19 protein-coding genes are annotated in these 24,677 nt (G+C 62.5%); 13 read left to right on the forward strand and 6 right to left on the reverse strand.

Annotation, left to right across the window (positions count from 1 at the left end; all coding sequences use genetic code 11):
• The first annotated feature begins 95 nt into the window (after positions 1–95).
• Genes ACIPOO_RS04430 through ACIPOO_RS04455 form a run of 6 tightly spaced genes read left to right on the forward strand, consistent with a single transcriptional unit; the run spans position 96 to position 7,031 of the window.
• Positions 96–833, forward strand: a complete 738-nt coding sequence (locus ACIPOO_RS04430; RefSeq protein ID WP_400604701.1) for an RDD family protein — start codon at positions 96–98, stop codon at positions 831–833.
• Positions 830–1,810 carry a stage II sporulation protein M gene (locus tag ACIPOO_RS04435; RefSeq protein WP_400604703.1) on the forward strand — a complete coding sequence of 327 codons (981 nt, stop codon included), beginning with the start codon at positions 830–832 and terminating at the stop codon, positions 1,808–1,810. The genes ACIPOO_RS04430 and ACIPOO_RS04435 overlap by 4 nt, the downstream gene beginning before the upstream one ends.
• Positions 1,797–3,389 carry a DUF4129 domain-containing protein gene (locus ACIPOO_RS04440; RefSeq protein WP_400604705.1) on the forward strand — a complete coding sequence of 531 codons (1,593 nt, stop codon included), beginning with the start codon at positions 1,797–1,799 and terminating at the stop codon, positions 3,387–3,389. Before ACIPOO_RS04435 ends, ACIPOO_RS04440 begins: the two co-directional genes overlap by 14 nt.
• Positions 3,386–4,603, forward strand: coding sequence for a DUF4350 domain-containing protein (locus ACIPOO_RS04445; RefSeq protein ID WP_400604707.1), 1,218 nt, complete (start codon positions 3,386–3,388; stop codon positions 4,601–4,603). Before ACIPOO_RS04440 ends, ACIPOO_RS04445 begins: the two co-directional genes overlap by 4 nt.
• On the forward strand, positions 4,600–5,679 hold the full coding sequence (locus ACIPOO_RS04450) for an AAA family ATPase (RefSeq protein ID WP_400604709.1): 1,080 nt from the start codon (positions 4,600–4,602) through the stop codon (positions 5,677–5,679). The genes ACIPOO_RS04445 and ACIPOO_RS04450 overlap by 4 nt, the downstream gene beginning before the upstream one ends.
• Positions 5,676–7,031 (forward strand): DUF58 domain-containing protein, encoded by a 1,356-nt coding sequence (locus tag ACIPOO_RS04455; RefSeq protein ID WP_400604711.1) that lies wholly within the window; start codon positions 5,676–5,678, stop codon positions 7,029–7,031. The genes ACIPOO_RS04450 and ACIPOO_RS04455 overlap by 4 nt, the downstream gene beginning before the upstream one ends.
• 10 nt (positions 7,032–7,041) lie before the next feature.
• Here the strand turns inward: ACIPOO_RS04455 and ACIPOO_RS04460 are convergent, their stop codons facing one another.
• Together ACIPOO_RS04460 and ACIPOO_RS04465 are read right to left on the reverse strand one after the other, a co-directional pair.
• Positions 7,042–7,401 carry a PilZ domain-containing protein gene (locus tag ACIPOO_RS04460; RefSeq protein ID WP_274134760.1) on the reverse strand — a complete coding sequence of 120 codons (360 nt, stop codon included), beginning with the start codon at positions 7,399–7,401 and terminating at the stop codon, positions 7,042–7,044.
• A gap of 313 nt (positions 7,402–7,714) precedes the next feature.
• Entirely contained in the window at positions 7,715–8,089 is a 375-nt protein-coding gene (locus tag ACIPOO_RS04465; RefSeq protein WP_274134758.1) for a tol-pal system YbgF family protein, read from the reverse strand.
• A 180-nt stretch (positions 8,090–8,269) separates the two neighbouring features.
• Between ACIPOO_RS04465 and pyk the strand changes: the two genes are divergently transcribed.
• Positions 8,270–9,721 carry a pyruvate kinase gene (gene pyk, locus ACIPOO_RS04470; protein WP_274134756.1) on the forward strand — a complete coding sequence of 484 codons (1,452 nt, stop codon included), beginning with the start codon at positions 8,270–8,272 and terminating at the stop codon, positions 9,719–9,721.
• 69 nt (positions 9,722–9,790) lie between these two features.
• On the opposite strand, the gene ACIPOO_RS04475 is transcribed toward pyk, so the two are convergent.
• Both ACIPOO_RS04475 and ACIPOO_RS04480 read right to left on the reverse strand, forming a co-directional pair.
• The gene (locus ACIPOO_RS04475; RefSeq protein ID WP_400604715.1) at positions 9,791–10,720 is read right to left on the reverse strand and encodes an iron-sulfur-binding ferredoxin reductase; all 930 of its coding nucleotides are present in this window, start codon (positions 10,718–10,720) and stop codon (positions 9,791–9,793) included.
• Positions 10,713–11,834, reverse strand: a complete 1,122-nt coding sequence (locus ACIPOO_RS04480; protein ID WP_400604717.1) for a diguanylate cyclase domain-containing protein — start codon at positions 11,832–11,834, stop codon at positions 10,713–10,715. The genes ACIPOO_RS04475 and ACIPOO_RS04480 overlap by 8 nt, the downstream gene beginning before the upstream one ends.
• A gap of 295 nt (positions 11,835–12,129) precedes the next feature.
• Between ACIPOO_RS04480 and ACIPOO_RS04485 the strand changes: the two genes are divergently transcribed.
• The 6 genes from ACIPOO_RS04485 (at position 12,130) to ACIPOO_RS04510 (ending at position 23,680) form a co-directional block, all read left to right on the forward strand.
• The gene (locus ACIPOO_RS04485; protein ID WP_400604719.1) at positions 12,130–13,155 is read left to right on the forward strand and encodes a hypothetical protein; all 1,026 of its coding nucleotides are present in this window, start codon (positions 12,130–12,132) and stop codon (positions 13,153–13,155) included.
• Positions 13,156–13,219: 64 nt separating this feature from the next.
• Positions 13,220–14,191: a hypothetical protein gene (locus tag ACIPOO_RS04490; RefSeq protein ID WP_400604721.1), complete on the forward strand. Its 972-nt coding sequence runs from the start codon at positions 13,220–13,222 to the stop codon at positions 14,189–14,191.
• Between the two features lie 98 nt (positions 14,192–14,289).
• Entirely contained in the window at positions 14,290–16,920 is a 2,631-nt protein-coding gene (locus ACIPOO_RS04495; RefSeq protein ID WP_400604723.1) for an RHS repeat domain-containing protein, read from the forward strand.
• Between the two features lie 75 nt (positions 16,921–16,995).
• Positions 16,996–19,431 carry an RHS repeat-associated core domain-containing protein gene (locus ACIPOO_RS04500; RefSeq protein WP_400604725.1) on the forward strand — a complete coding sequence of 812 codons (2,436 nt, stop codon included), beginning with the start codon at positions 16,996–16,998 and terminating at the stop codon, positions 19,429–19,431.
• Between the two features lie 60 nt (positions 19,432–19,491).
• On the forward strand, positions 19,492–21,909 hold the full coding sequence (locus ACIPOO_RS04505) for an RHS repeat domain-containing protein (protein WP_400604727.1): 2,418 nt from the start codon (positions 19,492–19,494) through the stop codon (positions 21,907–21,909).
• A 247-nt stretch (positions 21,910–22,156) separates the two neighbouring features.
• Complete coding sequence (locus ACIPOO_RS04510) at positions 22,157–23,680, forward strand: fumarate hydratase (protein ID WP_108236967.1); 1,524 nt, start codon at positions 22,157–22,159, stop codon at positions 23,678–23,680.
• 57 nt (positions 23,681–23,737) lie between these two features.
• On the opposite strand, the gene ACIPOO_RS04515 is transcribed toward ACIPOO_RS04510, so the two are convergent.
• Both ACIPOO_RS04515 and ACIPOO_RS04520 read right to left on the reverse strand, forming a co-directional pair.
• Entirely contained in the window at positions 23,738–24,043 is a 306-nt protein-coding gene (locus tag ACIPOO_RS04515; RefSeq protein WP_274134743.1) for a ribbon-helix-helix domain-containing protein, read from the reverse strand.
• Between the two features lie 16 nt (positions 24,044–24,059).
• Positions 24,060–24,641, reverse strand: coding sequence for a DJ-1/PfpI family protein (locus ACIPOO_RS04520; protein WP_400604730.1), 582 nt, complete (start codon positions 24,639–24,641; stop codon positions 24,060–24,062).
• Positions 24,642–24,677: the final 36 nt, after the last annotated feature.

The raw sequence follows: 24,677 nt of genomic DNA on the forward strand, positions 1-24,677 counted from the left end.
ACGTTTCCCACAGCTATCCGATGAAACCTCCGGTTGCTTAGCACTGCCGCGCTGGCTAGCATCAAACTTTATTTCCAGGCGTACCCTTCCCCACAATGTCCTCCTCGCAAGCTTGGCCAAGGATCGCTGCGCAGCCTGCCCCGCTGGACACCCGCATCCGCATGGAAACCCCGGAGGGCATCGACCTGGTCCTGCGCCCGGCCGGCCTGCTGTCCCGGTCGCTGGCTTTCTCATTCGACCTGCTGATACGCGGCGCGTTGCTCACAGCCCTGTTCCTGGTACTTGGCGCCCTTGGGGATTTCGGCACCGGCCTGTTCATGCTGGCGCTGTTTCTGGCCAACTGGGGGTACATGGTGCTGTTCGAAGTGCTGAATCAGGGCCGCACGCCTGGCAAACAGATGATGGGCCTGCGCGTGGTCCACGACGACGGCACGCCGGTCGGCTGGTCAGCTTCGCTGTTGCGCAACCTGCTGCGCTTCGTCGACATGCTGCCGGTCGGCTACTGCCTGGGGGCGTTCACCTGCCTGCAGCATCCCCGGTTCAAACGCCTGGGCGATCTGGCGGCGGGCACCCTGGTGATCTACCGCGATGCCCCCGCGCAACGGCCAGTCCTGCCCGAGGCGGAACCAATCCTCGTGCCCCTGGTGCTGACGCTTGAGGAACAGCGCGCGGTGCTGGAGTTCGCCGAGCGCCAGCAAGCGCTCTCACCCGCTCGCGCCCAGGAGCTGGCTTCGATTCTGGCGGTGCCGTTGCAGATGCCCTCACCCGCGTCCCCGGCTCATGCCGTCGATCATCTGAACGGCGTGGCCCGTGGTCTGGCGGGTTCGCCATGAAACAGAGCCAGTTCGAACAACGTCATCAGGAGAGCTGGACGCACTTCGGTGAGCGCCTGGAAGCACTCGAGCGCAGCCGGGGCAGCAGCCAGGCCGGGGACGGTTTCACCGAACACTACCGGCAAGTCTGCCAGCACCTGGCACTGGCGCAGGAGCGCGGCTACAGCACGCACCTGGTCGAGCCCTTGCAACAACTGGCGATGCGCGGCCACCAGCAGCTTTACCGGCATCGCAGCCAGTTCGGCGCGCAAGTCCTGGGTTTCGTGCTGGCCGACTTTCCACGGCTGGTGCGCGCCGAATGGCGTCTGGTGGCCCTGGCCGGCGGGCTGTTCTTTGGCAGCCTGATCGTCATGGGGCTGCTGGTCCACGCCTTCCCCGACCTGATCTACAGCGTGGTCAGCCCCGCTGACGTGACTGAAATGGAAGCCATGTACGACCCCGCCGCACGGCGTCTGGGCCAGGCGGCAGAGCGAGGGGCCAGCGCCGACTGGCTGATGTTCGGCTACTACATCATGCACAACATCGGCATCGCCTTTCAGACCTTCGCCAGCGGCTTGCTGTTTGGCCTGGGCAGCCTGTTCTTCCTGCTGTTCAACGGGCTGATGATCGGGGCCGTCGCCGGGCACCTCACCCGCGTCGGCTTCGGCGAAACCTTCTGGCCCTTCGTGGTCGGCCACGGTGCATTCGAACTGACCGCCATTGCCCTGGCGGGCGCTGCAGGTCTCAAGCTGGGCTGGGCGCTGCTGGCCCCCGGCCCGCTGCGACGGGGCGAAGCCTTGCGGATAGCGGCCAAGACCAGCGTGCGCCTGATCGGCGGCGTGATGCTGTTCCTGCTGATTGCCGCGTTCATCGAGGCGTACTGGTCATCGATGACCTGGCCACACCCCGTCACCAAGTATCTGGTCGGCGCCGCATTGTGGGCCCTGGTGGCCGCCTATCTGACTTTCGCCGGACGCACCGCCCATGCGCCTGACTGAATCCTGCGTCGCCATTCGCCCACGCAATCCCTGGGAAGCGGTCGACCTGGGCGTCGTACTCGCGGGCCGGCATCGGGGTCTGCTGATGAGCAGTTGGGCGATTGTCACGATCCCGGTCTTCGCCTTGCTGACTGCCTTGCTCTGGGATTACCCGACCCTGGCCATCTTGCTGTTCTGGTGGCTCAAGCCCGCTTTCGAACGGCTGCCGTTGCTGATCCTGTCCCAGGCGCTGTTCGGCGAGGCGCCCTCGCTCAGGCAGGCACTCAAGGCATGGCCGCGCGCCCTGAAGCCACAGCTGATCGCCAGCCTGACGTGGCGGCGTTTCAGCCTGAGCCGCAGCTTCAATCTGCCGGTTCAGCAACTCGAAGGGCTAGACGGCCTGGCCCGCGCACAGCGGATCGCCCTGCTGGGGGAGAAGAACCTGCGGGTGGCGCGCTGCCTGACCTCCATGGGCAGCTCGCTGGAACTTTCCCTCTGGGTCGGCCTGCTGGTGCTGTTCTATGCGCTGCTTCCCCAGCAGATCGAGCTCGACTGGTCATGGCGCAGCCTGCTGGACATCGAAGGCCGGTGGAACTGGCTCGAACACCTGACCAACGCGTTCTACGCCCTGGTGCTGGTGATCTGGGGCCCTGTCTACGTGTCCTGTGGCTTCGCCCTCTACCTCAATCGGCGCACCACGCTAGAGGGCTGGGACATCGAACTGACGTTCCGTCGCCTGCGCCAGCGCGTCATTGGCAGCGCCTACGTCCTGTTGATCGGCTGCTCCCTGGCATTCGGTTTGGCCTCGCAGCCGGTCATGGCGGATGAACCTCTGGATGAGCAACCCTACAGCTGTCCACTGCCGCCACTGGATTCACCACTGGCCGATGAACAGGTAGCCGGGCCTACCGCTGCCCGCTTGCTGGGCCAGGCACTGAACAGTCAGGACTCGCGAGCCGATATCAAGGCGGTGCTGGACAGCCCGCCCTTCAAGAATCCAAAACCTGTTTCGGGCTGGCGCCTGCCCGAAAAGAAACACGGAGCTAAAACCAGCGACACGCCCAACTGGCTGGCGCAGTTGATCGTGCAATTGCTCAACGTCGGCAAAACCCTGTCGACGGTGTTCGAAGTGTTGCTGTGGACATCGATCGGCGTACTGACGGCGTGGGTGATCTGGCGCTACCGAAGCTGGTTCGCCACCTTCGTCAATCGCACGCCCCGCAGGAAAAAAACACGGCATGACGTCCCCCAGCAACTGTTTGGCCTGCAGGTGAACGCCGAAAGCCTGCCTGATGACATCGCCGCTGCCGCAGACAGGCTCTGGCAGCAGTCACCGCGCGAGGCCCTGAGCCTGTTGTACCGGGGGCTGCTCAACCGGTTGCTGACGGACTACCAACTGCCGCTGAAAAACGCCGATACCGAAGGCCAGGTACTGGAGCGCGTCGCCGCACTGGACCAGCCCTCGCTTCACAGCTACAGCCGGGAGCTCACCCGGCACTGGCAGAATCTCGCCTACGGGCACCAGCTACCGGCTGCTGCGGTGCACAAAGCCCTGTGCGATGACTGGCGGCAGTTGTTCGGAACCGGGGCGCCGACATGAGCAGACGCCTCGGGATGCTAGTCGCAGCGCTGGTTGTGGTGTCTGTTATCGCCGCTGCCGTGCCGTGGCTCAAGAAACTGGAGCACTATCAGGAAACGGTCGATCAGGGGCCGTCTCCGGAAGTGCGAGCCAACCCTTACCTGGCCGCCGAAACCTTCCTGAGCCAGCGGGGGATTTCAGTCAGGACCATCCAGGCGCTGAACACGCTCCCCGATACTGGCGAGCAGGCGCAGACCCTGATGCTGCTCGATACCCGGGAGAAAATGACCCCGGCCGAAATCAAGCGCGTGCTTAGCTGGACCCGCGCCGGCGGACGGCTGCTGTTCGTCGCCGAGCAACTGTGGGACGAAGAAAAGGGGCGCAGCGGCGATCCGTTGCTCGATCAACTGCAGATTCGCCAGTTCCTCACCCGCGACCTGCGCGAACAGGACAAACGCCGGGAGCGCGAGCAGCTCAAGCCGGTCATCCCCTTGAGCACCCCGGACGTCAAGGCGCCGCCCACGCCCTGGCCGGAACTGACGCGCCTGTATGTGCAGAACGAAAGCGATCCGGCGTACATGAGCTTCGACCCGGCCTTCCATCTGGACGACCCGCAGGATCATGCCCAGTCATGGGCCAACAGCGCGGATGCAACCCACATGCTGCAGATGGTCTACGGCGACGGGCTGATCACCGTGCTGACGGATGCGGACCTGTGGAAAACCCGCGCCATCGGCAAGTACGACAACGCCTGGCTGCTGTGGTATCTGAGCCAGGACAGCGATGTCACGATGTTGCTGCGCACCGATCACGACGATCTTTTCGGCCTGCTCTGGAAGTACTTCCCCCAGGCCCTGCTGGCTCTGGCGCTGTGCCTGGGGGCAGGGCTCTGGCATGCCGGAATGCGTCAGGGGCCACTGCAACCCGAGCCTTCCCTGGCCCGTCGCCAGTTGGGCGAGCATTTGCGCGCCAGCGCCGATTTCATGTTGCGCCGCAGAGGCCAACAGGCGTTACTGCGTGCCTTGCAGCAGGACATCCTGCGCCGTGCCCGGCAGCGCCACCCAGGCTTCGACGCACTGCCGGTCACCGAGCAGTGGCAAATGCTGGCGCGCGTGACGCGCCAGCCCACCAGTGACATCGGCCACGCACTGCGCCCGCGCCTTGAAGAGCGCCTTTCCAGCAGCGAATTCACCCGTCAGGTTGCCTACCTGCAAACCCTCAGGAATGCCTTATGAGCGATCAACCGACCAGCCCGTCGAGCAGCGTAGCGAGCCCCGCCGAACACCTCGAGCAGCCCGCCGCCGAGCAACGGGACGCCGAACATCAACCGGCCCCGGCCAGCAATCCGGCGCAGCAGCGGCAACGGGCCATCCACCTGGCCCAGGCCGTGCGCCACGAGCTGCAGAAGGCCGTCATCGGCCAGGACACGGTGATCGATGACGTGCTGACCGCATTGATCGGCGGCGGCCATGTGCTGCTCGAAGGCGTTCCCGGCCTTGGCAAGACGCTGCTGGTCCGTGCCCTGGCACGCTGCTTTGGCGGGGATTTCGCCCGCATACAGTTCACCCCGGACCTGATGCCCAGCGATGTCACCGGCCATGCGGTCTACGACATGCAGAGCGAGCAGTTCAAGCTGCGCAAGGGCCCGTTGTTCACTCATCTGTTGCTGGCGGACGAAATCAACCGCGCGCCGGCCAAGACCCAGGCAGCCCTGCTCGAAGCGATGCAGGAACGCCAGGTCACCCTCGAAGGCCGCGCCCTCCCGGTACCGCAGCCGTTCATGGTGCTGGCGACCCAGAACCCCATCGAGCAGGAAGGTACTTATCCGTTGCCCGAGGCCGAGCTTGACCGCTTCATGCTCAAGCTGCGCATGGATTACCCCCAGGCCGAGCAGGAACTGGAAATGGTCCGCCAGGTGACCCGCTCCACCCGCTCGGACATGCTCGAGGTGCAGCCTCTGCGCACCCTGATGCACGCCAAGGATGTGCAGGCGCTGCAACGCATCGCCAGCGATTTGCCGGTGGATGAACAGGTGCTCGACTACGCCGTTCGGCTGGCTCGCGCCACTCGCACCTGGCCGGGCCTGGCCCTCGGCGCAGGGCCGCGCGCCTCCATCGCACTGGTGCGCGGTGCGCGGGCTCGGGCGCTGCTGCGCGGCGGTGAGTTCGTGATTCCCGATGACATCAAGGGCTGCGCCCTGGCGGTGCTGCGGCATCGGGTCAGGCTGTCGCCGGAACTGGACATCGAAGGCATGTCGGTGGATCAGGTGCTCAAGCAATTGCTCGATCAGGTCCCGGCGCCGCGCCAATGAAGCAACTGCTCAAGCCCTCCCCGCGCCTGCTCTGGTGGCTTGCCAGCCTGACCGGGATCGCCCTCTTGCTGGGGGTTCTCCAGGCGCTGGGGCGTGGACCAGTGGCAAAACTCGATGGCCTGTTCTGGGTGCTGTTCTGGGGGATCGGCGGGCTGGCAGCACTGGACGCCTTCTGGTTGTGGCGCCTGCCCTCCCCTCGCGTCCAGCGGCACCTGCCCGGCAGCCTGGCGCTGGGTCGCTGGAGCGACGTCAGCATCGAGATCGCCCAGGATTCATCTCGTGCCCTGCCGCTGACGATGCTCGATCATGGGCCCGTGGGGCCGGGTAACCGATTCGAAGGCCAACACCTGTCCCAGGATGTGGTTCTGCGGGCGCAGCGCAGCGCACGCTTGAGCTATCGTCTGCGCCCCACCAGCCGGGGCCTGTTCACCTTCGAGCGCATCGAGATCCAGCTGCGCAGCCCGTTGCGCCTGTGGCTGTCGCGGCGCTACCTGCCGGCTTCCAGCTCGGCACGGGTCTACCCCGACTTCACCAGGCTGCACGGCGGCCAGTTGCAAGGGGTCGACAACTGGCTCAGCCAGATCGGCGTGCGCCAGCGCCAACGTCGGGGCCTGGGCCTGGAGTTCAATCAACTGCGCGAATTTCGCGAGGGTGACAGCCTGCGGCAGATCGATTGGAAGGCCACCGCCCGCCAGCGCACACCGATTGCCCGGGAGTACCAGGACGAGCGGGACCAGCAGATTGTCTTCCTGCTCGATTGCGGGCGCCGGATGCGCAGCCAGGATGGCGAGCTCAGCCATTTCGATCACGCGCTCAATGCCTGCCTGCTGCTGGGCTACGTCGCGCTGCGCCAGGGCGACGCAGTGGGTGTTTCGACCTTTGCCGCCGAGCAGAATCGTCACCTCCCTCCGGTCAAGGGCGCCAGCCAGTTGAACCTGCTGCTCAACCACGTCTACGACCTGGACAGCACCCGCCACCCCGCCGACTACGGCGCGGCGATCCGGCAATTGCTCGCCCGGCAGAAACGGCGCGCGCTGGTGGTGCTGGTCACCAACCTGCGCGATGAGGACGACGATCAGCTGCTCGCTGCAGTCAAGCACCTGAGCCGCCACCATCGCGTATTGATTGCCAGCCTTCGCGAGGAGGTGCTCGACGAACAGCGGCTTGCCCCGGTACAGAGCTGGCAGCAAGCGCTGGATTATTGCGGCACGGTGGATTTCCTCAACGCACGCGCAGGCCTCCATGAGCGCCTGCGTGCTCATGGCATTGCGATACTGGATGTGCGGCCCGGAGAACTCGGGCCGCAGTTGGTCAATCGGTACTTGACCTGGAAAAAAGCCGGCACTCTATAGGGCACCGGTATCAGGCAGACGCTTCCAGTGGATAAAAACTGAAATAGCGCTGCAAGGCCTGTATCAGGTGGAAATACTCTGGTGGCGCAGCCTGAATCTTGAACCCGGAGTCGAAAACACCCGGTGTTTCGTCTTCCTGGCACCACAGGCAACTGGCGTTGATATCGATGTGATACAGCCCGTTCTTTTCATCCGGCACTTTCAGGCGCAGTTGAAAGTCGGCGGCAACCAGAATGGGCAGGTCGCTGATCAACATCAGCCCCTGCTCCGAGACGTTGCCCAGGCAGCCCATCGGTTTGTCGGTGTAGCGATTGAACACCTGCAGGTAATACGGAAGCTGGTGACGTTCGATTCGTCTTTCATTAAGCATTGGACACTGGTCCTCGGGTAGCCATTGAGCATGGCCGCGCTAATGCTAAGAGATTCGTCTGTCGGTCAGGCACAGTCGAACCAACCTGTTTATTACAACAGGGACGTCATCTGACTCACCAGTGATTGCCGAAGTCACTCGTCCGATTATTCGATTTGGCGATAAACAAAGCCTGTCGATAACCGCTTCGGCAATGGAGCGCGCACTTCCTCACTCCTGTGATGAAATCTTTAGGTCCCTACCGTTTTCCAGCCTAGCTCAACTTGCGCCGACATCCACTCAAAAAAACCACCGTCTATCCAGATGAGTGTAACTAAAGTGAAGCAGGTCGCGTGACGGCAGGCGGGGCCAGGTTGTCATAGCCCAACTGATGCAGCGTATCCAGACGCGCCTTCGCCCGGAATGCGTATTCGCTGTAGGGGTACTGCGTCACGATGAACTGATAGGTCTGCACCGCATCGACGTAGAACTTCTGGCGCTCCAGGCACTGCCCGCGCAACATCGACACTTCAGGCTGAACGTACCGACGCGAACGGCTTTCGCGGTCGACCTTGGACAGGTTGTACATGACCGTATCGCAGTCGCCCTTGGCGTACGCGCGGTTGGCATTGTCCAGATGGCTGTTCATCGCCCAGCGTGTGCAACCGCCCAATGCAGTCAGCGCCACTAATATCATCACGATTCGCATGAGAGTCTCCTGTGCTCTGTACTGTATCGGCGCATCGCCGGATTTCTTCAAGACCGATTGAAGGGTACTGCCGATCTGCCTATTGCCCAGTGATTGGGCGACAAGGTAGTGCAAAGGAACAATGACTACAGGCCAATACAGTAGTAGCCTCTCGCTGCGCTTCATTTAAGGAGTTTGTGCATGTCCGTTCGTCGCACCAAAATCGTAGCCACACTTGGCCCAGCAAGTAACTCGCCCGAAGTCATCGAGAAGCTGATTCTGGCGGGCCTGGACGTTGCCCGCCTGAACTTCTCCCACGGCACGCCCGACGAGCACAAGGCTCGCGCGAAGCTGATCCGCGACATCGCCGCCAAGAATGGCCGCTTCGTTGCGTTGCTGGGTGACCTGCAAGGCCCGAAAATTCGCATCGCCAAATTCGCCAACAAGAAGATCGAGCTGAAAGTCGGTGACAAGTTCACCTTCTCCACCAGCCATCCTCTGACTGAAGGCACCCAGGAAATCGTCGGTATCGACTATCCCGATCTGGTCAAGGATTGCGGCGTAGGCGACGAACTGCTGCTCGACGACGGACGAGTGGTCATGCGCGTAGACACGCAGACCGCCGATGCCCTGCACTGCACCGTGACCATCGGTGGCCCGCTGTCGGACCACAAAGGCATCAACCGTCGCGGTGGCGGCCTGACTGCACCGGCCCTGACCGAAAAAGACAAGCAAGACATCAAGCTCGCCGCTGAAATGGACCTGGATTACCTGGCCGTTTCCTTCCCGCGCGACGCCGCCGACATGGAATACGCCCGCAAGCTGCGTGACGAGTCGGGCGGTACTGCCTGGCTGGTGGCGAAGATCGAACGCGCCGAAGCCGTTGCCGACGACGAAACCCTCGATGCACTGATTCGCGCCAGCGACGCGGTCATGGTTGCCCGTGGCGACCTGGGCGTGGAAATCGGTGACGCGGAGCTGGTGGGCATCCAGAAGAAAATCATCCTGCACGCACGTCGCCACAACAAAGCGGTGATCGTGGCCACGCAGATGATGGAATCGATGATTTCCAGCCCCATGCCGACCCGCGCCGAAGTGTCCGACGTGGCCAACGCCGTGCTCGACTACACCGACGCCGTGATGCTGTCCGCTGAAAGTGCTGCCGGTTCCTACCCTGTCGAAGCCGTTGAAGCCATGGCGCGCATCTGCGTCGGCGCCGAACGTCACCCGACCGGCAAGACCTCCAGCCACCGCATCGGTCACTCGTTCACCCGCTGTGACGAAAGCATCGCGCTGGCGGCCATGTACACCGCCAACCACTTCCCGGGCGTCAAAGCGATCATCGCGCTGACCGAAAGCGGCTACACCCCGCTGATCATGTCGCGCATCCGCTCCTCGGTGCCGATCTACGCGTTCTCCCCACACCGCGAAACCCAGGCGCGCGCCGCCATGTTCCGTGGCGTGTACACCATTCCGTTCGACCCGGCTTCGCTGCCTGCGGGTCAGGTCAGCCAGTCGGCTGTGGACGAACTGGTCAAACGCGGTCTGGTCGAGCAAGGCGACTGGGTCATCCTGACCAAGGGTGACAGCTACCACACCATCGGTGGCACCAACGGCATGAAGATCCTGCACGTCGGCGACCCGATCGTGTAAGACGCTGCTGTGATCGAAAAAGCCCCGTCTCGCAAGAGCACGGGGCTTTTTCATTTCAGGCAGAGACGGTCAGGCCTTTTCCAGAAACACATCGGCCAGCAACTGCCCTCGCGGCAATCCGGCAATGAACAGCCGCTTCGAAAACGCCTCGACGCTCGAAGGCGAACCGCAGACCAGTGCCACGGTTTGCCGAGAAGCGACTCGCAACCCGGCCAGTGCAGCCTGGAATGCATCCGGCCCGACCAGCTCGATCTGCACCTGTGCATGCTCCTCGCCCAGCCGCTGAAGTTCGCTCGCCAGATAATGCTCGTGGGCCACGTGCATTACCCGGATCGGCCCCTGATGCTCCTGGCGCAGTGCCTCGCGCAGCACACTCCACAGCGGCCCAAGCCCGGTGCCCGCCGCCAGCAGCCACAGGGGCCGCGCTTGCCAGTCAGGGTCGTAATGCAAGGCACCGCCACGCAATTCTCCCAGCCGCACCGAATCACCCGGCGCAAGGGTGCGTGCCACATCGGTGAAGGCGCCGGGAAGGCGGCAATCAAGATGAAATTCCAGGAACGGGTCCTCGCCCGGCAAGCTGGCCAGCGAGTACGGGCGGGCAACGCCATTGGCGGTCCAGAGCACCAGGTGCTGACCGGCGCGATAACGCAACCCACGCTCGGGCGCCAGGCGCAGCCTCAATACATGCGGGCTTGGCCATTCACAACTTGCGACACGCGCCGGCAGGCCGTCACGCAGCGGATCGAAGATTTCCACGGCCAGATCGCCCACCACCCGGCATTGGCAAGCCAGGCGCCAGCCCTGCTCGCGCTTGGCGGCATCGAGTGCTTCGGGCAGGCCATCCAGCGGCTCGCCACTGGTGCAGCGCACAAGGCAGGCATGGCAACTGCCCGCGCGGCAGCTGAACGGCACTGAAAGCCCTGCATCATTGAGAGCATCGAGCAGGCTGGCGCCCGGCGCAACGCTCCACTGCCGATCACCGGCACGCAGCTCAGGCATCGACGTAATCCCAGGCGCCATGGCAGCGGTTGCGACCCTGGTGTTTGGCGCGGTAGAGCGACTGGTCGGCGCGCTGCAGGGCACGGTCCAGATCATCGCCGGATTCGATCAGCGTCATCCCCACCGACAGGCTCAGCTCAAGACCCGGCAGACCGGGAATGGATACCTGCTCGAACGCCACGCGCACCCGTTCGCAGCAATCGACCAGTTGCGCGCGGGTGGCGCGGGGAATCAGCAACACGAACTCCTCACCGCCGTAGCGCGCCAGAATGTCATCGGAGCGCAGGCACTGGCTGGCCGTGGTGGCGAACACCTGCAATACCCGGTCCCCGGCAGAATGCCCGAGCTGATCGTTGACCCGCTTGAAGTGGTCGAGGTCGATCAGCGCCAGGCCCAGGGTGTAATTGCCTTCCATGGTTTCCAGCTCACGGGTGGCCAGGCGCAGGAAATGGCGGCGGTTGTAGAGGTTGGTCAACTCGTCGGTAGAGGCCAGTTCTTCAAGCTGGAACATCATGCCGCGCAGGGTTTCCTGGTGGGCCTGCAGTGTGATCCGACGCTGATGCATGCGCTGTCTGGACGTCTGGACGAACCGTGCATACAGGCACAGCCAGGCGAGGACGATGAACAGCGCGCAGGTCTGAAGGGCCGCCAGGCCCGGGTCGTCGAGCTGGCCATTGAAGGCCTCCCACAGGTTCAGACCGGTGAAACCCGCCAGCGCCAGCAGCGCACAGCGGGTGAAGACTCTCGGCGGCAGGTGAAACAGTCCGAATAACAATACCAGTACGTAAAGCACCAGGAAGGTGCCACGGGCAGCGTCCATGTGGGCCAAGAGGAATGTCTGCCAGCCGAGCCCCATCAGCACCTGAAACTCAGTGAGGCTGGGGTCCTTGAATCGCTGGTTGTGACCACCGAAGAACACCAGGCTCAGGATGCCCTGCGACAACAGCACCAGCACGCTGGCCAGCCACACCCCAAAGAACGTCGCATGGTAATAGCCTGCGCAGAATGCCACCCAGACCAGCGCAGTCAGCAGGACGTAGGTGGCGGCTGCCAGCGCGAAGCGCTTGAACAACAGGCGCTGTATCGATCCCGCTACGGGAGGTTGATTGGTCATGGATCTGGGGCTCGTCCTGGGTGGCGAGATGGACATGGGTCGCATCGCAGGCCGGGTACATCGATCATCCGGGAAGTGGTCAATGTAGAGGAAACGTGGCGTTTCGCCAACGTGCCCGGCCTTGGCCAAGGGGCCAAATGCGCAGGTATCGGTCCGCCGTGCGTCGGCGCGACGCGTCCAGGCCTCGGACACATTCGCATACCGATCCCCAACGACGCGATAAATATATATATCAGCCCCCGCAAGGCGCCTCGCTACTCTGGAGCCCTCTCAACAACCACGGAAGGTCCAGAGTATGAAACCTGTCAACGAAGCCGACTGGCTGAGCCGTTTCAACATCAACATCACGTCCAGTTCGAACCGGATATTCAACAACGGAAACCACCAGCTCGAGGTTTCCGTCGGCCTGACGCCGCGCAACGGCCAGACCGTGACCCAGGAACAGCTGGACAGCATACAACTGGTCACTCTCGAAGATGACGGGCGCTATCAGGAGCTCTCAGGCGAGTATGGCTACGCCGACGAGCGGGACAAGCGCTTCGAATATTACGCCGATACCGGCTCCATGCCCTCCGCGCTGCTGGAGTCCACCACTTATCGCAAGAAGTTCTATATCACCTCCATCGCCTCCGGGGGCTCGCGCAAGGCCATCTACGCTGCCATCACCAGGGCGCCGGATGAGCACTATGTCAGCCACACCAGCATCTTCAACTCATCGGTGACCATCGAGACGAATACCAAACTGCGCCGCCAGCGCTCGGACTTCAAGCTGGAGGCTGTCGACCTGCTCCAGGACACGGTGACCGATACCTACCGCTGGCATGACAGCACCTTTGAAGCCAGGACGTCCGTCGATGTGGATCTCTACTACCTTGAATTCAAGAACCCGGCCTTCAGGATCGTCGATGTCCGCGTACCGTTCTTCAGTGGATCCGGTTGTTTCTACTCCGACTTCAACGACGATACCCAGCTCGCGGAGGAAATCGGCTGGCCCACCGCCCCCTTGCCACGGATCTACAAGCGGCACGCTCATTTCCTGGTCGATCCACGCGCCGCAGACAGTACCTTCATTTACAGACACATCCGCGTAGCGACCAATACCCGCGACGGTGCACTGAATTTCATCCGGCTCAAGTTGCGCGGCGCAGGCGCAGTGCTGGGTGAAGCGTACCGGGCGCCCAGGATCTTCGGCGTCTTTGACCAATACGGACATGAACACCTGATTGAAATGACGCAGGAGCAGGACGGCAATCTCATCAACTTCACGATGTATGACGGACGCCTGGTCGATTTCGAACTCTATGGGATCCCGACGGAGTAGGGGAGCCAGTTGCAAGGCAGCCTCCACTGCAACCCTGCCCTTACAAACCAAGGATGGTTACAGCATGAAACCTATCAACGAAGCCGACTGGCTGAGCCGCTTGAACATCAACATCACCTCCAACTCGAACCGGATATTCAACAACGGAAACAACCAGCTTCAAGTTTCGGTTGGGTTGACACCCCGCAAGGGCGAGAGCATCACCAAAGAGCAACTGAACAGCGTCCGGCTGGTCACGCTTGATGATGATGGGCAGTATCGAGAGTTGTCAGGCGAGTACCGGGTTTCCCGCAAGCGGGATGAGCGGTTCGAATATTACGCCGACACAGGCATGGCCCCGTCGCGGCTGCTGGAGTCCACGGCCTGTTCCAGAAAATTCTACGTTTCCTCGACCGCGTCCGGAGGGTCGATCAAGACCCTCTACGCCGCCGTGACCCGTGACGAAGACAGCCACTACGTCAGCCACACCAGCGTCTTCAATTCATCGGTCAAGGTCGAGACGATTACCAGTCCGAACCGGCAGCGTTCGGACTTCAAGCTTGAGCGGGTTGATGCGCTCATGGATACCGTGACTGACGTCGTCGAGCATGATCGCAAGTCATGGAAAGTGAAAACGGCGGTCGATATCGACTTGTATCATCTGGAGTTCAAAAATCCAGCCTTCAGGATAGTCGATGCCGATGCCGCATTTCAGGATGGATTGGCGGCAACCTTTCTGGGTGAACGGGATGACGGCGAAGTTTTCTGGGGCAACAACTTTGCATCACCATCGGTGGAAATGAACCTCCACTATCTAGTCGATCCTCTCAGTCAAGTTCAAGCCTTTGGCTATCGGCACCTCAGCGTCCCCATTAACACCCGCGCCGGTGCCATGAATTTCATCCGGCTCCAATTACGTGGAATCGACCCAAAACCGGAGGCAGGGCCGCCGGCGCCAGGGTCCTTCGCCGTGCTCGACCAGTACGGTAACAAGTACAAAATCAAAATGACAATTGAGGGGGCGGGCAACTTTATGGATTTCAGAATGCTTCGTTAACACGGTGCATTCACTTCTCTCGGGTCTGCCCTCTCAGCCGTCATAGTTGAACCGGCGTGCCCGTCCGACAACGATCGACGACATTGCGGAATTTTTCCATGCCCATTTCAGGTGTTCACACACAAGCCACAAACTTCACCGATTTCATCAAGACCGGTGTCGATGCCCGCACCGGCCAATTCACCCTGGCCTTCCAGCTTCCCATCATCCCCGCCAACAACATGTGCGGCCCCAGCCTCAACCCCACGCTGTCGTTCAGCGTGCTGGGCTCAACCCACGACAAGGGTTTCGGGCTGGGCTGGTCGCTGGACTTGAGCGAACTGGACCTCAATCAGGACGCTCCCTCGTTGCGCCTGTCGTCGGGGGAGAGTTTTGCAGTCGACACCGACAGCCCGGCCACCACCCCGGGCAGCGAACTGAAACTGCTCGATGCCAAGCTCAAGTCGATGGCGGTCACGTGCCTGGGCAGCGATGCCTACCTTGTGGAGTACAAGAATGGCCAGAGCGAGATACTGACCCGCCAGGAAGACAGCAGCCGGTTTCTGGTCACCGAAATGCGCAGCCCGGAGGGTCGACGGGTTCATGTGCGCTGGTCGCCGTTTCGCAGTGGCTTGCGGCTGAGGAGCATCCGCGACGAAATGCGGACGCTGCTGCAGGTCGCCTACGACGAAGGCGAGATCGAATTTTCCGCGCCCGGGCGCGAAGCACATACCTTGAGGATGCGCACCACCAACGACAAGCTGGTGGCCGTTCACCTCCCTGGCATCAAGACACCCTGCACCATCGCCTACGACCACCATCCTCTGGATGAAACCACTCACCTGCTGCTGCCCACCGAATTCATCACCCCGTTGGGGGCGTCGGACACCGTGACCTGGGCCAAGGGCGAAGATGGCCATCAGCTTCCGGACGGCGCGCCGTTCGAGGTCCTCCCGAGGGTGCTGAGATGGACCCACTCTTCGGGCGCAGACCATACCCGGCTGCACCGCACCTATGCATGGATCGGCGCGCACAACTTCCTGGGTTACGCCAGCGCCCAGGCGTTCGACTGGCAGAAGGGCCGCGACAATCTCTATCAAGTGGAGCAGGAATACCGCTACAGCGTGGTCGAAACCCAGACCGACGCCAAGGGAAAGCCGCTGTCTACCATCACCCGGACCTGGAACCGCTTTCACCTGCTCACTCAGGAAACCAGCCGCCGGGGCCACTGCGAAATCCGTCAGGACACCACCTACGGCATAGCTGCGGACACCCTCTGGAAGGATCAACCCGCCTGGTGCCAACTGCCGCACAAACAGACCCTGACCTTCATCGACCACAGCGCCGCGAACCTCAGGCGCAGCGAGCAGACCGAGTATCGCTATGACAGGTTCGGCAACGTCCTGTTCACGCGCACGCCCAACGGCATCGAAGAGCACAGCGAGTATTACCCTGCCGAAGGTGATAAGGATCCCAAGCTCTGCCCAGCCAGCCCTCTGGGCATCGTCAGGTTTCTGAAAAAGAAAACCACCAGGCCGCTGGGCCTGGCCGACGGCAGCTTTGGCGGGGCATCAGAGACCTCCACCACCTATACCTATAAAGCGCTGGGTTCGCTCATCGAGGGCGGGCGCCCATGCGTAGTGGTAGAACATGAAACGGCCCGCGATGAATCTCACTCACGGGAAATCGAGTCCACGACCCAGACCTATATCACGGAGAAAGGCCCGCACTACGCCCGCATCAGAAGCAAAGTCACCACGCTCAACGGCAAGGCCACCAGCACCCGCTACGACTATGAGCTGACTGACAGCGAAGTGACCACTCGCACCACCACCATCGGCTTCGAGAACACCGATCAGGTGCGTTCGAGCCAAAGCAGCACGCGGTCGCTGGGCACCGGCCAAGTGGTCCGGGAAACCAATGCAGCCGGAGCGGTTTCGCGCTACGAGTACGACAGCCTCGGCCGCGTGACCCTTGTGGTCACGGCCGTTGGCAGCCCCTATGAAGCCCGTTGCACCACCACCTATCACGTGAGGGACAAGGTCGCGCTCAAGCACGTACTCATGGGCGAAAACCCGGTGATGATCGAGAACGTGCTTGCCACCGGTCAGCATCACCGCCAATGGCTCGACGGCGAGGGGCGAAGCGTACGCATCGAGCTGGAAGACCTCGATCACGCGCCGGGCACGTTCCGCGAGATCGGTCGCAACCTGTTCGATGCCGAAGGCAGAACCATCAGCGAAACCCAGCAGGACTGGCTGCGCGACCCTGACAACCCGGCACTGGTCACGCCCCTCAAGCTGACCACCGACACCCGTTACGATGACTGGGGGCAAGTGAGCCAGAGCATCGCGCCCAACGGGGTCGTGAGTCACAGCCAGCACGATCCGGTGCAGCTCACGCTCAAGGCATGGCAGCAGAACGGAACAGTGAAAGGGCCGCATACCCTGACTTGGCACAACGCGGCGGGCAGCGCCATCCGCGCCGAGCTGTACGACACCCATGGCACGCTGGTTCGCAGCAGCGCATGGCTGCGCGACGGGCTGGACCGTGTCACCCGCACCACCCTTGCGGTGCCCGGTCTCCCGGATCGCGTGACCACCGTGAAGCTGGATGTGTACGGACGGTTCACCGAACAACGGCTGGCCGACGCCACGGTGGTGAACTGGACATACGCCCCGCACAGCGATGGCAACCATCCCGAAACCATCGCCGTCACCGCGCCAACTCCAGATAGGACCTCTCGGTAGCCACGAACATTGGCGGGAAGCCTTGCCCTGACGAAGGCTTCCCGTTGGCCGGTAATTTCTTCAAGGATCGAAGACATGAACACAGCAACCATCATCGGCCGGCAGTCCTTCGACGGCCTTGGCCGCCAACTCAGCGTTGAAGTGGGCCGCACCACCACCGTGTTTCACTACAACAAGGGGCAACTCCCACCCGCGTCGAACACCCTGGCCGATGGCAGGGTCACCCTGTTCAAATATGAAAAAAACCTGGGCCAACCGTTGCTCGGTGTCGCCGCCGACGGCGAGACGGCCACACTCATCAACCGTCATCCGAAACACGGCCTGCCCACGTCCATCACAGGCGCCCTTGGCACGCAGACCTTCGAGTTCACCGCATCCGGCCAGCCGCTCATGGACCGCTGGACCGTGGACGGGACGACTTACACCAGCACGTGGCGACAGTCGTTCAGTGGCCTGCTGCAAGGCTTCAGTGATGCCCAGGGCGTGAGCCATCGGCGGGAATTCGATGCGCAAGGCCGCGTCGCGAAAACCTGCGTCGGCACCGTGGAAACCACTTACAGCTACGATGAGCTGTCGCGCCCACGGACCGTCAGGGTAACCGATCCACAAACCGGGCAATCCCTCACTACCGCCATCACCTACGACCCGTTGGGCCGCGAGCACACCCGCACGTTCAGCATCGTGCAGGCCACTGGAGCCAGCGTCAGGACGATCACCCAGACCCAGGGATACTCGGCACTCGATCAGATCACTTCCAGAATCTGCACAGACGGCGAGCAACGCAGCGAAGAACACTTCGAGTACGATGAGCGCGGCCGTCTCGTGCGCCACACCGCCAACGCTGCCGCCGCAGTGCAAGACCCATTCGGCAACCGGATCGTCGAGCAGAGATTCACATTCAATGAGTTGAACGGTCACAAGCGCGTAATCACCACCTATGCCGACGGCACCCGCGACGAAGCCCGATTCCGCTACGCCAGCGACGATCCCACCCGCGTCACGAGGATCACTCACACCCACCCTTCATGGCCCAAAAACATCACGCTGAGCTACGACGCCTGCGGCCGCGTAATTGCAGACAGCCTGGGTCGTTACCTGAGCTGGAACACCCAGGGGCGACTGACCGAAGTTCGTTCAGCGGCAGGTACTTGCAGCTACCGCTACGATCCCAGCGGGCAGCTGACTGACCGTCTGGTAAACAAAACACTGACCCGGGATTTTTTCAGTGCCGACCAACTCACCCACAGGCAAACGGGGAGCGACAGCGTCCAGTTGATCGGTGACATGGGTGCGTTGTTTGCGATCAACGAGGTTAGCGGCGGTGTTCGCAAAACCATTCTACTCGGCACCGACGCTCAGGGAAGCGTACGCGTGGAGGCCGACAGCACGGTACGCCGGCGCCAGTACACCGCCCATGGCGCGGACGTCTCCCGATCCGGCAATCTGGCATTCGGCTACGCTGGCGAGCTGCGCGAACCCCTGTCGGGGTTTTACATACCCGGTGGCAACCGCCCCTATGACCCGCTGCTGATGTGCTTCCTGGCCCCGGACACCGAGAGCCCCTTCGGCCGTGGCGGGATAAACCCCTACGCGTGGTGCGCGGGAGATCCGGTCAACCGCGTCGACCCCGACGGCCACAGTTGGGTGAATCACGCGCTGGTTGGGGTCGGTATCGCGCTGGGTGCGCTGGCGTTGATTCCGGGTCTGCAGGCTGCATTGCCTGCCGCCGGGGCCTTGTTGAGTGCCGGGCTGGGTACATTGACCACCGCGCAGATCATTGCACTTGCGGCGGCAACGCTGGATATCGTATCCCTGGCCACAGGCGTTGCGAGCACAGTGCTTCAGGCCACGGGGCAAAGCGGCACCGCCTCGGACATTCTCGGCGGTATCTCTCTGGTCACCGGTCTGGCAGGTGCCGGGGCAGGCATGAAGCTGGGCGCCCTGAGGCGTGCGGGCATGCGCCAGAGATCCTTTGACTTGAAACAGGGCTGGATGCCGCCCAAACCTGGCCGCCTGGGCAACGGCGAAGTCCTGGCCCAGCACACGTCCAGAGCCGTGGACGTCGGCTTCATCGAAACCTATCACGCCACCAACCGGGCCGCGCTACTGACCCACGGCGATCCTGCCCGCGCTCTGCTCATGGGTGCGAATGGCAATGTGATGCGCGCAGCCGACGTCGCCAGAGATGTGATCGCACCCAGGCTTCAGTCCCTTGGAACGGCTGCGGACGACACCTTTGTGCTTTTGTCGTGCTGGGGAGGAAAAAACGGCGCGGCGCTGGAAATCGCCCGGGAACTGGGCCGCCCGGTGCAAGGGTTTTCCAACAAGGTGTATGTCAAAGGCTTCGCCAATCTTCAGAACGCACGCAATGCCTCCAATACTCCGCTGGAAGCTATCCCCTACCTTGAGCGCCTGCGGACTTCGGGCAACCCGGTCAAGGCCTGGAAAGCCACTTTTCGGGAAGCGCAGTCAAACATCTACCACCCTGATGGCAGGGTCACACCCTTCTAAGGCGCCCATCCGGCCATATCCCCGAACGGCCCCTGAACTCAACTTCCAAGGATCGGAACCATGATCACACCTCTTATTCTAGGTCGCCAGATCTTCGACGGCCTCGGCCGGCAACGTTCGATCAACGCTGCCGGTTACACCACGCTTTTCGATTACCGCGAAGGGCAGCTTCCGCCCACGGCTAACACGCTCGCTGACGGAAAACGTGTTGCCTTCACCTACGAACCGCAGTTGAACAACCGATTGCTCAGCGTCACACCTGACGCAGAGCCTGTGCAGCGGATCACCTATCACAGGCTGGGCATGCCGGTCTCGGCCAGCGGGGCGCTCGGGACCGAGGCATTCGGGTTCAGCGCTGCTGGCCAACCGAGCCAGGACAACTGGACCATCGACCAGGCCTGCCACGAAACCCGATGGCATTACTCGCTCAACGGCTTGCTGCAGGGCTTCGACGATTCGCAAGGGGTCCGCCATCGGCGCAGCTTCGATGCCCAGGGTCGAGTGACGCACACCCGGGAAGGCAACCTCACCAGCCACTACGCCTACGATGCACTGTCGCGTCTGGTGCGTACCGTCGTGGACGACCCGGATAACCAGCGCACCCTCACCACCACCCTGACCTACGACAGCCTCGGCCGCGAATCCACCCGTACCTTCACCTGCACCGAAGTCGACAAAACAGGAACCACTGCCTCCCGGACAGTCACTCAGACCCTTGGCTATTCAGCATTCGACAAGATCGCTTCACGCAGTTGGGCCGACAATGGCCAGACGGGCACGGAAACCTTCGAATACGACCTGCGAGGCCGGCTGATCAACTATGCTGCCGATGAGTCTTGCGCGCCTGAGGATCCATTCGGCAACCGGATCCTGCGCCAGTCGTTCACCTTCAATGCACTGGACGGCCACGAAAAGGTGGTCACCCGGTACGCTGATGGCAGCTCGGACCAGGCCCTGTTCACCTATGCCGTGAACAACCCGGTGCAACTGGTGAAGGTCACCCACACCCATGCGGCCTGGCCGCGGGTGATCAGGCTCGCCTATGACGCCTGTGGCCGAGTCATCCGCGACAGCCTGGGCCGGCGCATGGTGTGGAACGCGCAGGATCGGCTGACCGAAGTTCACTACAACAATCAGCGCTGTCAGTACCGATACACTGCCCGTGGCCGGCTGGCAGATCGCATCGTCGATGGCGTTCTCAATCGCAGTTTTTTCAGCGGCGACGAGCTGACCCACGAACTGACGGGCAATGCCTGCCTGCAATTTCACTCGGGCGAACAGGGTCTGTTCGCGATCAGCAAAGTGGCGGCCGGCATCCGTCGGACCACCCTGCTCGGCTGCGACGCACAGGGCAGTGTGCGCCTTGAAGCCGACGATCAGTTACGCACACGCCATTACACCAGCCACGGCGCTCAAGCCGGAGGGGCCGACAGCACGGCCTTCGGATTCGCCGGACAACGGCGTGAGCCCCTGACAGGCTGGCAGATACTGGGCGATTATCGCCCCTACGATCCGGTGCTGATGTGTTTCCTGAGCCCGGACAGCCAGAGCCCGTTCGGCGCGGGCGGCATCAACCCGTATGCCTATTGCGCAGGCGATCCGGTCAACCGCATCGATCCGGACGGACACAGTTGGGTGAATTACGCATTGGCAGGCGCGGGTCTGGCGATTGGTGTTGCGTCGGCGATCGCAGGTTTTGGCGCGCTTCTCACAGTAGGCGCCTCCATCTGTTACGCCGGTTCGGCAGCGCTGACACCGAGCGCAATGATGGTCCTCGCCGCAGGCATGCTGGATCTTGTGTCCCTGGGGACCGGCGTGGCCGGCCTGGTTGCCGAGCACACCGGTGCCGATCAAAACGTCGCCAGCGTTCTGGGCTGGGTTTCGCTCGGCACGGGCCTTGCGGCTGGCGCGTTGAGCGGGCTGTCCGGCCCGGTCGCAAGATTTGCCGGGCGCAGGGCGAGAGCGCCCACTCCGAATTTGTACAGGTACCATCAAACCGAGGTCCTGCTCGAACATCCACCCGGTGTGCCTCAGGTGACATTTCACAACAGACTCTGGGGGGACGACCTGAGGGGCTTCAGAACCCACGGGAGCGGCGAGGGCTATCTACTCAACGCTGAAGGTATATTCGAACCCGCCGCGAATGTAGCCCGACGCGAAATCGCGCCCCGTCTTGCCGACTACACTGCGGGTCGCCCTCTCATACTGCTTGCCTCCGAAGGTGGATCCAGCGGCGCAGCACAGGCTATGGCCAACGTGTTGCGCAGGCCGGTGGTCGGGTACGACAAAGCTATCTACGTCGCCACTATCGAACGCTTGAACGCGCTCAGCACCTTCACCAGCCCAAAAGGCATTCACACCAACCTGCCTCTGCAAAAGATCCCATTTCTCAAGCGACTGCGCGGAGCACCACAGGAACGCCTTGCCGCCGGCGAGCATTTCGAACTGGCGACCTGGCGGACCTTCAATCCAGCATGAGCCCCGCTGTGCCCGGTGAGCGATGATTCAGCCCGCCGGACACTGCCGTTCGGCGCGCCCTGCCCGCCTTAGACCAACGTTTATCCTGCGACAGGGTGTCGCGCCGAGGGCCAAGGGGTATACTGCCGCGCCTTTTCCTGCCGCAGCGCCTGAGCGGTAGCCGAGCCAAAGGCCGTTTGCGCGATTGCCCGACGCACCCGCGCGAGCCGCCCTATATAATGTTCCCGCCTGATAGAGGAGAACGCCCATGACCGTGATCAAGCAGGATGACCTTATCCAGAGCGTCGCCGACGCCCTGCAGTTCATCTCCTATTACCACCCCGTCGATTTCATCCAGGCCATGCACGAGGCCTACCTGCGCGAAGAGTCGCCCGCCGCGCGCGATTCCATGGCCCAGATCCTCATCAACTCGCGCATGTGCGCCACCGGCCATCGTCCGATCTGCCAGGACACCGGTATCGTTACCGTTTTCGTACGCGTGGGCATGGACGTGCGCTGGGATGGCGCCACCATGAGCCTGGACGACATGATCAACGAAGGCGTGCGCCGCGCCTACAACCTGCCGGAAAACGTCCTGCGTGCCTCGATCCTCGCCGACCCGGCAGGCGCTCGCAAGAACACCAAGGACAACACCCCGGCGGTCATCCACTACTCCATCGTCCCGGGTAACACCGTGGAAGTGGACGTGGCGGCCAAGGGCGGCGGCTCGGAAAACAAATCGAAGATGGCGATGCTCAACCCGTCCGATTCGATCGTCGACTGGGTCCTCAAGACCGTGCCGACCATGGGCGCTGGCTGGTGCCCGCCTGGCATGCTCGGCATCGGCATCGGCGGCACCGCCGAGAAAGCTGCGGTCATGGCCAAGGAAGTCCTGATGGAATCCATCGACATCCACGAGCTCAAGGCTCGCGGCCCGTCGAACCGTCTGGAAGAAATGCGTCTGGAGCTGTTCGAGAAGGTCAACCAGCTGGGCATCGGCGCCCAGGGCCTGGGCGGCCTGACCACCGTGCTCGACGTCAAGATCATGGACTACCCGACCCACGCAGCCTCGCTGCCGGTCTGCATGATCCCGAACTGCGCCGCCACCCGTCACGCCCACTTCGTGCTCGACGGTTCCGGTCCAGCCTCGCTGGAAGCGCCACCGCTGGACGCCTACCCGGAAATCGTCTGGGAAGCCGGCCCGTCGGCCCGCCGCGTCAACCTCGACACCCTGACGCCCGAAGACGTGCAGAGCTGGAAGCCGGGCGAAACCGTCCTGCTCAACGGCAAGATGCTCACCGGTCGCGACGCGGCGCACAAGCGCATGGTCGAGATGCTGAACAAGGGCGAAACCCTGCCGGTTGACCTCAAAGGCCGCTTCATCTACTACGTCGGCCCGGTCGATCCGGTCGGTGACGAAGTGGTCGGCCCGGCCGGTCCGACCACCGCCACCCGCATGGACAAGTTCACCCGTCAGATCCTCGAGCAGACTGGCCTGCTGGGCATGATCGGCAAGTCCGAGCGCGGCCCGACCGCTATCGACGCGATCAAGGACAACAAAGCCGTCTACCTGATGGCCGTCGGCGGTGCTGCATACCTCGTGGCCCAGGCGATCAAGAAATCGCAGGTCCTGGCATTCCCTGAACTGGGCATGGAAGCGATCTACGAGTTCGAAGTCAAAGACATGCCGGTCACTGTCGCGGTCGACAGCAAAGGCGAGTCGGTGCACATCACAGGTCCTGCCATCTGGCAGAAGAAGATCAGTGAGAGCCTGGCGGTGGAAGTGCAGTAAGCACTTTCTGGCAACCCCGAAAAGCCCGGCCTTTGTGCCGGGCTTTTTCATGGGCATTCAGGTCGCAGCGTGGCGCACCAGGCTCAAGGGTGTGGCGCTCACCCGATGCTGGCTCAGGTAGCGCATGCAACTGACACGTAGAAACGAGGCGAAATTCACCACCTCGCCCCGGTAATCCATGACTTCTTCGTAGAGCTTGCTGATCAACTGGTTGGTGGTGATGCCGTCGTGCCCGGCTATTTCGGCGAGGATGTCCCAGAACTGGTTTTCCAGACGCAAGGTGGTCACCACGCCACAGATGCGCAATGAGCGCGAGCGGGATTCGTACAGGATCGGGTCGGCTTTTACGTAGAGTTCGCACATGATGACGCCTCGCGTTCTACAGGATGATCTGAGTGCCCAGCAGCTTCAGAAACGCCGCCAGCCACGCCGGATGAGCAGGCCATGCCGGACCTGTGACCAGGTTGCCGTCGGTGTGCGCCTCTTCCATGCCGATCTCGACGTACTCGCCACCGGCCAGCCGCACCTCGGGTGCGCAGGCAGGGTAAGCGCTGAGGGATTTGCCCTTGAGCACGCCTGTCTCGGCCAGCAGTTGCGGGCCGTGGCAAACGGCGGCGATGGGCTTGTTGTCGCGACCAAACTCGCGCACCAGCGCCAGCACATCGGCATTGAGCCGCAGGTATTCGGGAGACCGCCCGCCGGGCACCAGCAGTGCGTCATAGTCGGCGGACTTCACGCTGTCGAAATCGAAATTCAGCGCGAAGTTATGGCCACGTTTTTCACTGTAGGTCTGATCGCCTTCGAAGTCATGGATGGCGGTGCGAATCACCTCGCCCCTCTTCTTGCCGGGGCAGACGGCATGCACCGTATGGCCAACCATCTGCAGCGCCTGGAACGGCACCATCACTTCATAGTCTTCGACGTAATCGCCGACCAGCATGAGAATTTTCTTGGCAGCCATGTGCGCAAGCCCTCCGAACCCGTTGCGGTGAGTGAG

It is taken from the genome of Pseudomonas sp. NPDC090201 (assembly GCF_044746825.1).
Lineage (GTDB): Bacteria > Pseudomonadota > Gammaproteobacteria > Pseudomonadales > Pseudomonadaceae > Aquipseudomonas > Aquipseudomonas putida_AD.